Here is a 10,405-nt window from a genome sequence, read left to right as displayed (position 1 = left end):
GTACGAGCGGTGGCTGGTCGGCCCTCTCTTCCGTCCATGGGCCGAGATGGCTCTTGACGAGCTGGAATTGTCTTCGGGCGATCGCCTACTTGATATCGCCTGTGGAACAGGAATAGTGGCGCGCGTTGCAAGAGAGCGGCTCGGTGAAGCCGGATATATCGTCGGCGTCGACATCAGCCCGGACATGCTTGCCGTGGCGCGGGCTGTAGAATCAGCCATTGACTGGCGCCAGGGCAATGCCGGCGAGCTGCCTCTGCGTAACGGTGAGACGTTCGACGTGGTCGTCTGCCAGCAAGGGCTGCAGTTCTTTCCTGACAGACCCGCGGCGGCGGCGCAGATGCGTCGCGCGCTGGCGAAGGGTGGCAGGCTGGCGATCGCCATGTGGCGCCCGGACGACGAAATCCCGTTCTTTCGCGAACTGCGCCGCGTCGCGGAGCGCCATCTGGGCGCCATCGCCGATCAACGGTACAGCTTCGGGGAAGCGGCTCCACTTGAGGCGCTGCTGCGAGACGCCGGCTTCCACGAGGTCCGATCAAGGATTATTTCGCGCACCATCCACTTCGGGGAAGGCGCACCTTTCCTGCATTTGAATACGATGGCACTGGTCGGAATGAGTTCTTTAGCCAAGGAAATGGGCGATCAGGAACGCAAGCGCGTCGTGGAGGAGATCGTGAGCGAGAGTGCGCCCCTGCTGCAACCGTATGGCAATGGATCGGGATTAGCCTTCGAGCTCAGCGCCAATCTGGCGACGGCCAAAGGCTAAAAAGATCTCTCTTCACAAGCAACGCATCGCCTACGCAACGCTCGATAAAATCATCTTATTGTACATTACGAACTGTCCTCGCCGCATTGCGGCCATTGTACCGCCACGATCCATGACTAGCTAGAGCAAGCACTGACCGTTCTTCTTGTCTTTTTCGACGTTGACGGCTCAACGTTGGAAATAGATCTGCCCCAAAGTATCTGGGCGGCTAGACAAGGAACGGAGGGGGACCTGGCGTCACTCCAAAGAACACGTGAATTCTTTGCTTGCGCAGGCGTCATCCTTTCGGGCGGACGGCCTTTTTCGAAAAGGATCGCCGGGCTTGGCTTGGCGGCGACAGTGGCGGCCATGCCATGGCCGGTCTATTCGGGAGTCTTGGTCAACGGAGTGACCGAAGCCGCGGTTGCCACTGCTGTTCCGTCCTCCGCTCTGAGTTTCCCCTCGGCCGCGCCCGAGTTCGACATCATCGATCCGGGCACCACGTCGACCTCCCGACGCAAGGGAGAAGGCACACTGGCCGGCGCATTGAAGGGTACCGTGGCCATCCTTTCCGAAGGCGCGGAACAGATCGTCATCGGCATGTCGGTGCACGAGTTCGGCGAATACAAGGTGTCGCAGTACATTGCCAGCGAGATTCTGCGTGCCGCCAAGGACACCCAATTTCCTGCCGACACCCTTTTCGCGATCGCCGAGAAGGAATCCTCCTTCGACCTCAACAATCGCCCGCCTAAAGGGTCGGCACTTGGTCTTATGCAGTTCCTCGACCAGACATGGCTCGAGGCGGTGAAGAAGTACGGTGCAGAGTTCGGTCTGGGCCACGAAGCGGAACTGATCCGGATCCGCTTAGAGGGCAAGCGCGAACACCATTTCGTCGACGACAAGGCCGATGAACAGCGCATTCTTGAATTCAGGCGCGATCCCTATCTGTCGGCAGCACTTGCGGCCAAGAACCTTCTCGCGGCCAAGGAACGCATCGAAGCCCGTCTCGAGAAGGCCATGGACGAAAGGGATCTTTACCTCCCCCATTTCCTTGGCACCAACGGCGCAGCACAGCTCCTGTCGAACGCCGACGAGACGCCCAATGCCACGGCCAGCAAAATCTTTCCCAAGGCGGCGCGCTTCAATACCGCGATGTTCAGGGCCGAGGGAAAACAGCTCACCGTCGGCCAGTTCCACCAGCGCCTGCGCTCCTTCTTAGAAGCTCGCATCGGCAAATACAGCGATGTCGAAAGCCGCGTGAAAGAGGCTGACCTGTCCTGGACGGCCGGTATCGAGAATCTCGTCTACGATTTGGGCAAACGGCTGGCGTCGGCAATGCAGCGGTAGCCAGCCAGGTATCGGGTTTTCACCACTAGGCGTGACCGGCCGCCAGGCTGAGATGCGCGAGGTCGATACCGATCGAGGCGAGAATCCGGTCGTATTTGCGCTCGATGTCGGTATCGAACAGAAGCTCCGCATTTGCCGGGCAGGTCAGCCAACCGTTCTCGGCGATTTCGCTTTCCAGCTGACCGGCGCCCCAGCCCGAATAGCCGAGCGCCATCAGCGCGTGTCGGGGCCCGCGGCCCGACGAAATGGCGCGCAATATGTCGACGGTCGCGGTCAGGCAAATGTCGTCGGAGACGGCGAGCGACGATTCCACTCGGTAGTCGCCCGAATGCAGGACGAAGCCGCGGCTGCGGTCCACCGGTCCGCCGTTGCGCACGACGAAGTCGCGGGCCTGCGCGGGCAAGCGGATCGCCTCCTGTTCGTTCATGATGCCGAGCTGCACGAGCAGATCCGGAAACAGCATCTGCTGCGTCTGATTGATGACCAGGCCCATCGCGCCCTCGTCGCTGTGCGCACAAATGTAGATGACGGAGCGCGTAAAGCGGTCGTCCTTCATGCCGGGCATGGCAATCAGGAACTGGTCGTCGAGAAAGCCGCGTCCCGCAGCCATCTTCTTGTGGCGCAACAAGTCCATGAGAGGAGCGTAACGCGTTTCTGGAGCGCCGAAAAGATGCGCCGCGCGCGATTTGGTCGCGGATGTGGATCTAAGGTCAGGCAAAGCTGTGCCCGAGGTCACGCAAGAGCTGTGCCCGAGGTCACGCAAGAGCTGTGCCCGAGGTCACGCAAATATGATAACAGCGACGCCATGAAGTCATTGCGCAGCCATGAACGGACGCTCAAATCAGCGCCATGCAAAGTTTGAAAGTTCTGCTGCTCAGCGCCGCTGTTGGATGTGGAACCGGCCTCCCTGCCGCAGCCTCCTCGTCGACCTGGTACAATAGCGAAGGCGGCAGAGTGCGGCTTGTGACCAGCGGCAAGCCCGACGAAGCCGGGCGCATCCATGGCGTCCTCGATATTGCGCTCAAGCCTGGCTGGAAAACCTACTGGCGCGATCCGGGCGACGCGGGCGTGCCGCCGCAAATCGATATCTCGGCCAGCACCAACATTGCCAACGCGACGTTTTCGTTTCCGCCGCCCCAGCGCCACGACGACGGCTACGGCAAATGGGCCGGCTACGACCATCCGGTTTCGCTGCCGGTGACATTCACGGTGTCGGCGCCGAACGAGCAGGCCGTCATCGATGCCGATATCTTTCTCGGCATTTGCGAGACGATCTGCATCCCGCTGCAGACGAAGCTGACCATCGATCCGGGCTCCGATCCGGACAATGCCGAAGACGCCGCTTTGGTGAAGGCGGCCCTTGCAACGCTGCCTGCGCCCGCAAGACCCGATTTCGGCGTCAATATCCTGCCGGGCGACCGCGAGACACTGATTGTCGAGGCGAGCTTTCCGGGCAGTCCCGAAGCGGCGGATTTCTTCGTCGCCGGCGAGCGGGATTACATGTTCGGCGTGCCGGCCCGCAGCGAAAAGGATGGCAAGCTGGTGTTTGCCGTGCCGATCCTCGACAGGCCGACGACGACACCGACGGATGGCGGACTTTACTACACGCTGACAACCGCGGCCGGCGCCGTCGAAGGCCTGCTGCCGTTTCCTTGATCCCGAGCAAAGGATGTTCAGGGCGAACATTCCTTTGCCCAGCCTCCCCAACGGTTGCGGGAAACGGCTGAATTCGCTATCGCAAGGACACTTCCCTTCCATCTCTCAAGTGAGGACCTCGATGATGATTGCCGTTGGCGACAAGCTGCCCCAAGCGACCTTCAAGACGATGACTGCCGACGGCGCAAAAGCGATCACGACGGCCGAGATCTTCTCGGGAAAGAAGGTGGTGCTGTTCGCCGTTCCCGGCGCTTTCACGCCGACCTGCTCCAACAATCATCTGCCCGGCTATCTGGACAATTACGACGCCATCCTGGCGCGCGGCGTCGACACCATCGCCGTCGTCGCGGTCAACGACGTTCACGTGATGGGCGCCTGGGCCCGCTTCAGCGGTGGTGAAGGTAAGATCCTCTATCTTGCCGATGGCAATGGCGATTTCGTCAGGTCGATCGGCCTTGACGCCGATCTTTCCGGCGGCGGCATGGGGCTGCGCTCGAAGCGGTTTTCGATGATCGTCGACGACGGCAAGGTCACCGCGCTCAATGTCGAGACAAAGCCTGGCGTCGATGAATCCGGTGCGGCTCACATTCTCGGACAGCTTTCCGTTTTGGCGACAACATAGGCCAAGGTTTGCCACGGTCCTTTTGGCCTGACGATCACGCTAAGTCGAGCGCTGAGTGTCCAATTGGCGTGCAAAGGACGCTTCAAGACTTCTGAGCCGCATGATCCCCAACAAAAACCGGTACCGGTTTTCGGGCTCGTGCGCTAGCTCTTCGGAGTTGCTTGCTTTGGGGGACCTCAATGATGTTTGACCACTTCTGGCGCGCTGTGGCGATCGGCATTGGCGCTACGGCGCTCATGGACCTCTGGGCGATTTTCCTGAACATGGTATTTGCTCAGCCGCGGCCGAACTGGGGACTGGTTGGGCGCTGGGTCTGGCATCTCAGAGACGGCAAGGTATTTCACGACGATATCGGCGAGGCAGCACCCTACGCGCATGAATCGGCGCTGGGCTGGGCCTTCCACTACTTTGTCGGCATCGTCTACGGCATCATTCTGGCCGTTTGGGCGGGAGCGGCGTGGCTGGCCGCGCCGACCTTCCTGCCGGCCTTCATCCTCGGCATCGTCACCGTGGGCGCCGGCTGGTTCCTGCTGGCGCCCGGCATGGGCGCCGGCTGGGCCGCATCAAAGCGCCCCAACCCGATACAGATCCGCGCCCTCAACCTCGTGTCGCATACTGTGTTCGCGCTCGGACTTTTCGGCACGGCGCTGCTGATCCGTTGAATATGGCGGACCAGACTGGTTAGTAGCTCTGGGTCGAGCGGCGCACTTTCTTGCCAGCCGGCTGCTTGGCTTGGGTACTTTCCCTAGATGAAACGGGCACGGGCCTGGCCGTTTTGTTCTTGAACGGCGCCATGCCGAGCCGCGCCAGTTCGTCGGCACGTTCGTTCTCCGGATGGCCGGCGTGGCCCTTGATCCAGTGCCAGACGACCTGATGGCGGTTGCGCGCCTCGTCGAGTGCCTGCCACAGCTCGGCATTCTTCACCGGTTGCCTGGCAGCGGTCTTCCAGCCGTTGCGCTTCCAGCCGTCGATCCAGCTGAAAATGCCGTCCTTGACATAGTTGCTGTCGGTATAAAGATCGACAGCACAAGGTTCCTTCAGCGCATTGAGCGCCGAGATGGCGGCCAAAAGTTCCATGCGGTTGTTGGTGGTCGCAGCCTCGCCGCCCGACAGTTCTTTCGTGACGCCGTTGAAGCGCAGGACCGCCCCCCAGCCGCCAGGCCCCGGATTGCCCGAACAGGCACCATCGGTGAAGATTTCAACGCGCTTGGTCATGTCAGTCCATATTCGGAAGGAGATTTGATCGCCCTGTGAAAACGCATCCGCCTGATATATTCGGTCGGATCGCGTTTCACGACCAGCCCGCCATTGGCAACGGTCAGCCAGTCGTAAAGCCGGGTCAGCATGAAGCGCAGCGCCGAGCCGCGTGCCAGGATAGGCAGCGCAGCTTTCTCCTCGCCGCTCAAGGGCCGCACGCTTTGGTAGCCGGCAAGTAGCGCCGTGCCCTTGGTCAGGTTGAAGGAAAAATCCTTCTCGAAGCACCAGGCATTGAGGCAGGTAGCGACATCGTAGGCGTAGAGATCGTTGCAGGCGAAATAGAAGTCGATCAGCCCGGACAGTTTTTCGCCGAGGAAGAAGACATTGTCCGGGAAAAGATCGGCATGGATGATGCCCTCCGGCAGGTCTTTGGGCCAGTTCCGCTCGAAATCGGCGAAGTCGGCATCGACCTCGGCCGCCAGTCCCGGCTCGACCTCGTCGGCGCGAAGGCGAGCGGCGCTCCACAGCTTGCGCCAGCCATCGATTGCAAGGGCATTCGGACGGGTCATCGGAAAGTCGGCGCCGGCAAGATGCAGTGCCGCCAGCGCCTTGCCGACCTCGCCGCAATGCGCTGATGTCGGCCGCCGCAGCGAAAGGCCTTCGAGAAAGGTGATGATGACCGCCGGCCGGCCGGCAAGCGTTCCGATGACGTCGCCATTATGCGCGGTCACCGGAAGCGGGCACGAAATGCCCTTTCTGGCGAGATGGCCCATGAGCCCCAGGAAGAACGGCAGGTCGGCCTTGTCGACGCGCTTTTCATAGAGCGTCAGGATGTAAGAGCCGCTGGTTGTATGCAGCAGGAAATTCGAGTTCTCGGTGCCTTCGGCGATGCCCTTGTAGGACAGGAGATCGCCGACCGGATAGGCCTCCAGGAACGCGCCGAGCTCGCCTTCGTTGACGTCGGTGTAGACCGCCATGGGCTCTTCACGCGGCTCCGTTGACGAAGGCCATGTCGGCCGCCGTCAGTTCGACATCACGCAGGACCCGCATCACCGGAAAATCCTCGGTCTCTGTCGCCGTCACCGCCAGCTCGATCGTCACGTTGAAGCGCTGCCGGAATGCATCGATGATCTCGTCGACGATTATTTCCGGCGCCGACGCGCCTGCCGACAGACCGAGCGTCGAGATGCCGGCAATGTCAGTCCACGGGATTTCGGAGGCCCGCTGCACGAGAAGCGACATCGAGGCGCCGGCGCGCTCGGCCACTTCGACGAGACGCCGCGAATTGGAGGAGTTCGGGGCGCCGACGATCAGGAAGAGATCGGAGCCCGCGGCGGTCTCCTTGACCGCTTCCTGGCGATTGGTGGTGGCGTAGCAGATCGATTCCGCTGCCGCCGCATGCAAATCGGGAAAACGATCCTTAAGCACCCGAATGATGCCGGCGGTGTCCTCGACCGACAGCGTCGTCTGGGTGACGAAACCGAGCGCCTGCGCGTCTGCAGGCACCAAATTCGCCGCGTCGGCTTCGGTCTCGATCAAGGTGACGGCGCCGTCCGGCAATTGCCCCATCGTGCCGATCACTTCCGGGTGGCCGGCATGGCCGATCAGAAGCACATGGCGGCCGAGCCGCTGATGGCGCATCGCCTGCTTGTGGACCTTCGACACCAGCGGGCAGGTGGCGTCGAGATAGAAGAGGTTGCGCGCCTGGGCGTCCGCCGGTACCGACTTCGGCACGCCATGCGCCGAAAAGACGACCGGGCTCTGGCGATGCTCCGCCGGTATCTCGGAGAGCTCCTCGATGAACACCGCACCGAGGCTTTGCAGCCCCTCGACGACGTAGCGATTGTGGACGATCTCGTGGCGGACGTAGACCGGCGCACCGTATTTCTTCAGAGCCAGCACGACGATCTGGATGGCGCGGTCGACGCCGGCGCAGAAGCCCCGCGGCTGGCAGAGCCTTATCGTCAGCGGTGGCTTTGTGGTCGTGTGAAGCATGATTACCGGCCGGTTGGTCGTAGCATGAACTCAAGTCTTGAACTCAAGGCGCGAAATGAGGTGCGCACCCCTGCCCTGTCAAGGGCGCCGGTGCCGATCATTAGAGCGACGTGCGTCCATTTGGACGCACAAAGTACGCTCTAACACTTTTTGTCTACGCATCGTGCTTTTCGAAAATCGATTCCGATTTTCGGGCCGATGCGTCTTTCGCCGAGCGGCGAAGCATGAAGATGAGGACGCCGGCAAGGGCAGCGGCAAGGCCGTACCAGGTTATGGCATATTGCAAATGGCTGTTCGGCAGGTCGATGATGGTAACGCCGCCGACCGGCAGCCCACCCGGGTTCGGGGTGGCGTCCGCGTCGATGAAGAACGGCACCAGCCCCGCGCCGGCCGGCAGACCGGCGCTGGCCGCCATGGCGTCGCGATCCTTCCAGTAGAAGATGTTCTTCTGCGGATCATTGTCGGGAAGCATCATCGAGGGCTTTGCCGGCAGCGGATTGCGGGCGAGCCCCGTCACCGTCACCTGGCCCGCACCCTGGCTTTGCGGGCGCTTGGCCGCGTCCTTGAGATCGTACGGTACGAAGCCGCGATTGATCAGAACAACGCGGCCGTCCTCCAGTTGCAAGGGCGTGAAGACATCGAAACCCGACTGGCCTTCCCAGGTCGCGAAGAAATGTCGCTCGCTGTGATGCAGGAAAGTGCCTGATACCGTCACCGGCGTGTAGTCGACGTCGCCGGTGGAGGTGAACCGCTTTTCGACCTCGGCCAAAGGCACAGGCGCAAAGTGCGTGCGCTGGTCGATAGTCTGAATAAGACCCTCTTTCCAGTAGAGGCGCTGCACCTGCCAGGTGCCTAGCCCAAGCAAAATGAAGAACAGCACGAGGCCTAGGCCAAGCAGCAATGCCGTCTTTGGTCGCGAAAGGCCTGCCACTGAACCGGATGTCGTGCTCATTCGCCGAGGTCCAGCCTGCCCTCCGCCGCCTTGTTGCGGTATTGCAGCGTCAAGAGCACACCCTTGATCAGCCTGAGCGCGCCCAGGCAAAGCACCAGCGTTAGCGGTATCCACAACACGAGATGCAGCCAGAGCGGCGGGTTCAGCGTCACCTCCATCCACAGCGCCAGCCCGACGACGATGAAGCCGATGATCAGGATGACGAACACCGCCGGCCCGTCGCCGGCATCGGCGTAGGAATAGTCGAGGCCGCAATTGGCGCAGCGTTTGCCGACCGTGAGGAAGCCGGAAAACAGCGGTCCCTTGCCACAGCGCGGGCAGCGGCCGTGCAGGCCAGCCGAAATCGGATCGATTGGTGGCCAGATCGCCTTGTCGTCGCTCATTGCGATACCTTAGTGCCCTTCGCCCCAAAAGATAAGGCGGCCACGTCGCCGCAGCCGCCTCATCGATTTCGTCAAGAAGATGTCAGTGGCCTTCAATGACCGCGCCGCTCGAGGCCCAGACATAGATCGACGCGAACAGGAACAACCAGACCACGTCGACGAAGTGCCAGTACCAGGCGGCCGCCTCGAAGCCGAAATGCTGCTTGGGCGTGAAATCGCCCTTGATCGCACGGACCAGGCAGACCAGCAGGAAGATCGTGCCGATGATGACATGGAAGCCGTGGAAGCCGGTCGCCATGAAGAAAGTGGCGCCGTAGATCGAATCCCTGAAGCCGAACGGGGCGTGAATGTACTCGTAAGCCTGCACCATGGTGAACAACATGCCGAGACCGACGGTCAGCACCAGGCCGTTGATCAGCCCCTTGCGGTCGCCATGAATGAGCGCGTGGTGCGCCCAGGTCACCGTAGTGCCCGACAAAAGCAGGATGACGGTGTTGTAGAGCGGCAGGTGGAAGGGGTCGAGAACCTCGAGGCCCTTCGGCGGCCATACACCGCCGGTGAAGGCGGCGCGGGCGTATTGCTGTGCCTCGCCGGGAAACAGGCTGGCGTCGAAGAAAGCCCAGAACCAGGCGACGAAGAACATCACCTCGGAAGCTATGAACATGATCATGCCGTACCGTAGATGCAGCGACACGACACGCGTGTGGTGGCCTTCATGCGCTTCCTTGATGGTATCCGACCACCAGGCGTACATCGTGTAGATAACGATCAAAAGGCCGATGAAGAACAGCCACGGATTGGCGATGTTGAAGCCGAAGATCGGGAAATCGCCGCCCTTGAGATACTGCATGTAACAGACGCCGCCGATCGCGGTGACCAGCGCGCCGACCGAGCCAAGGAACGGCCACGGGCTCGGGTCGACGAGATGGTAGTCATGTTGTGGTTTTGCGTGCGCGTCTGCCATATCAACCCCCGAGGCTTCGTTCGGTCTGTGAAACTTTGTTGCTTGTGCCTTCGGCCGGCGCCGACGACGCGACCGGTTTGTTCTTCTCGTTCCTCTCGACCGGGAACATCGTGTAGGACAGGGTAATCGTCTTCAGGTCCTTCAGTTCCGCCGCATTGACGATGTCGGGATCTACATAGAACACGACCGGCATGTCCAGGGTCTCGCCAGGCTTCAACGTCGTGTCGGTAAAGCAGAAACACTCGACCTTGTTGAAGTAAGATCCCGCCAGTTCCGGCTGCACGTTGAAGGTCGCGCGGCCGGTAGTCGCCCGGACGAACTTGTTGGTCGCGCTATAATGCGCCTGCGCCGTCTCGCCTATCTTGATGGTGATCGAGCGGTCGACTGGCTCAAACTGCCATGGCACGCCGACTGTGTTGGCGTCGAAGCGGATGGTGATATCGCGATCGAGCACGCGGTCGGCATATTGCTGCGTTGCGCGTTTCACGGTGCCGCCGTAACCGGTCGCCTGGCAAAACATCGCGTAGAGCGGCACCGCAGCATAGGC

The 10,405-nt window shown here is 61.4% G+C and carries 13 protein-coding genes; 5 read left to right on the top strand and 8 right to left on the bottom strand.

The genetic code is table 11. The features are described 5' to 3' along the window. Both EOA85_RS17325 and EOA85_RS17320 read left to right on the top strand, forming a co-directional pair. A partial coding sequence (locus tag EOA85_RS17325; RefSeq protein ID WP_127210530.1) for a methyltransferase domain-containing protein occupies positions 1–763 on the top strand: 763 nt, incomplete at its 5' end. 348 nt (positions 764–1,111) lie between these two features. After that, entirely contained in the window at positions 1,112–2,089 is a 978-nt protein-coding gene (locus tag EOA85_RS17320; protein ID WP_245485834.1) for a transglycosylase SLT domain-containing protein, read from the top strand. A 25-nt stretch (positions 2,090–2,114) separates the two neighbouring features. On the opposite strand, the gene EOA85_RS17315 is transcribed toward EOA85_RS17320, so the two are convergent. Next, the gene (locus EOA85_RS17315) at positions 2,115–2,723 is read right to left on the bottom strand and encodes a YqgE/AlgH family protein (protein ID WP_023799312.1); all 609 of its coding nucleotides are present in this window, start codon (positions 2,721–2,723) and stop codon (positions 2,115–2,117) included. A 215-nt stretch (positions 2,724–2,938) separates the two neighbouring features. Here EOA85_RS17315 and EOA85_RS17310 point away from each other — a divergent pair, with 215 nt between their 5' ends. The 3 genes from EOA85_RS17310 to EOA85_RS17300 all read left to right on the top strand — a co-directional run bounded on the left by EOA85_RS17310 (position 2,939) and on the right by EOA85_RS17300 (position 5,029). Further along, complete coding sequence (locus EOA85_RS17310) at positions 2,939–3,745, top strand: protein-disulfide reductase DsbD domain-containing protein (protein ID WP_127210528.1); 807 nt, start codon at positions 2,939–2,941, stop codon at positions 3,743–3,745. A 121-nt stretch (positions 3,746–3,866) separates the two neighbouring features. Then, positions 3,867–4,367, top strand: coding sequence for a peroxiredoxin (locus EOA85_RS17305; protein WP_065006230.1), 501 nt, complete (start codon positions 3,867–3,869; stop codon positions 4,365–4,367). A gap of 182 nt (positions 4,368–4,549) precedes the next feature. Further along, positions 4,550–5,029, top strand: coding sequence for a DUF2938 domain-containing protein (locus EOA85_RS17300; protein ID WP_127210532.1), 480 nt, complete (start codon positions 4,550–4,552; stop codon positions 5,027–5,029). A gap of 19 nt (positions 5,030–5,048) precedes the next feature. On the opposite strand, the gene rnhA is transcribed toward EOA85_RS17300, so the two are convergent. The 7 genes from rnhA to EOA85_RS17265 form a co-directional block, all read right to left on the bottom strand. Beyond that, entirely contained in the window at positions 5,049–5,582 is a 534-nt protein-coding gene (rnhA, locus tag EOA85_RS17295) for a ribonuclease HI (RefSeq protein WP_127210527.1), read from the bottom strand. Beyond that, positions 5,579–6,541: a homoserine kinase gene (locus tag EOA85_RS17290; protein ID WP_127210526.1), complete on the bottom strand. Its 963-nt coding sequence runs from the start codon at positions 6,539–6,541 to the stop codon at positions 5,579–5,581. Before EOA85_RS17290 ends, rnhA begins: the two co-directional genes overlap by 4 nt. A 7-nt stretch (positions 6,542–6,548) precedes the next feature. Continuing rightward, on the bottom strand, positions 6,549–7,559 hold the full coding sequence (gene ispH / locus EOA85_RS17285) for a 4-hydroxy-3-methylbut-2-enyl diphosphate reductase (RefSeq protein WP_029355631.1): 1,011 nt from the start codon (positions 7,557–7,559) through the stop codon (positions 6,549–6,551). 154 nt (positions 7,560–7,713) lie between these two features. Then, positions 7,714–8,511, bottom strand: a complete 798-nt coding sequence (locus tag EOA85_RS17280; protein WP_164759709.1) for an SURF1 family protein — start codon at positions 8,509–8,511, stop codon at positions 7,714–7,716. Next, complete coding sequence (locus EOA85_RS17275; RefSeq protein ID WP_127210525.1) at positions 8,508–8,894, bottom strand: DUF983 domain-containing protein; 387 nt, start codon at positions 8,892–8,894, stop codon at positions 8,508–8,510. Before EOA85_RS17275 ends, EOA85_RS17280 begins: the two co-directional genes overlap by 4 nt. Positions 8,895–8,976: 82 nt before the next feature. After that, positions 8,977–9,858 (bottom strand): cytochrome c oxidase subunit 3, encoded by an 882-nt coding sequence (locus EOA85_RS17270; protein WP_065006224.1) that lies wholly within the window; start codon positions 9,856–9,858, stop codon positions 8,977–8,979. Position 9,859: 1 nt separating this feature from the next. Beyond that, positions 9,860–10,405, bottom strand: a 546-nt coding sequence (locus EOA85_RS17265; protein ID WP_127210524.1) for a cytochrome c oxidase assembly protein, incomplete at its 5' end; no start/stop codon positions are given.

This window comes from Mesorhizobium sp. M5C.F.Ca.IN.020.29.1.1, from assembly GCF_003997375.1.
Classification (GTDB): Bacteria; Pseudomonadota; Alphaproteobacteria; order Rhizobiales; family Rhizobiaceae; genus Mesorhizobium; species Mesorhizobium wenxiniae.
The sequence above is the reverse complement of the archived record's forward strand: the minus strand, read 5'-3'. Positions and strand labels throughout refer to the sequence as shown.

Excerpts from the sequence above, each read along its gene's own strand:
- EOA85_RS17275 (WP_127210525.1), bottom strand. The coding sequence starts at position 8,894 with ATGAGCGACGACAAGGCGATCTGGCCACCAATCGATCCGATTTCGGCT.
- EOA85_RS17300 (WP_127210532.1), top strand. The coding sequence starts at position 4,550 with ATGTTTGACCACTTCTGGCGCGCTGTGGCGATCGGCATTGGCGCTACG.
- EOA85_RS17310 (WP_127210528.1), top strand. The coding sequence starts at position 2,939 with ATGCAAAGTTTGAAAGTTCTGCTGCTCAGCGCCGCTGTTGGATGTGGA.
- ispH (WP_029355631.1), bottom strand. The coding sequence starts at position 7,559 with ATGCTTCACACGACCACAAAGCCACCGCTGACGATAAGGCTCTGCCAG.
- rnhA (WP_127210527.1), bottom strand. The coding sequence starts at position 5,582 with ATGACCAAGCGCGTTGAAATCTTCACCGATGGTGCCTGTTCGGGCAAT.
- EOA85_RS17315 (WP_023799312.1), bottom strand. The coding sequence starts at position 2,723 with ATGGACTTGTTGCGCCACAAGAAGATGGCTGCGGGACGCGGCTTTCTC.
- EOA85_RS17290 (WP_127210526.1), bottom strand. The coding sequence starts at position 6,541 with ATGGCGGTCTACACCGACGTCAACGAAGGCGAGCTCGGCGCGTTCCTG.
- EOA85_RS17320 (WP_245485834.1), top strand. The coding sequence starts at position 1,112 with ATGCCATGGCCGGTCTATTCGGGAGTCTTGGTCAACGGAGTGACCGAA.
- EOA85_RS17270 (WP_065006224.1), bottom strand. The coding sequence starts at position 9,858 with ATGGCAGACGCGCACGCAAAACCACAACATGACTACCATCTCGTCGAC.
- EOA85_RS17305 (WP_065006230.1), top strand. The coding sequence starts at position 3,867 with ATGATGATTGCCGTTGGCGACAAGCTGCCCCAAGCGACCTTCAAGACG.
- EOA85_RS17280 (WP_164759709.1), bottom strand. The coding sequence starts at position 8,511 with ATGAGCACGACATCCGGTTCAGTGGCAGGCCTTTCGCGACCAAAGACG.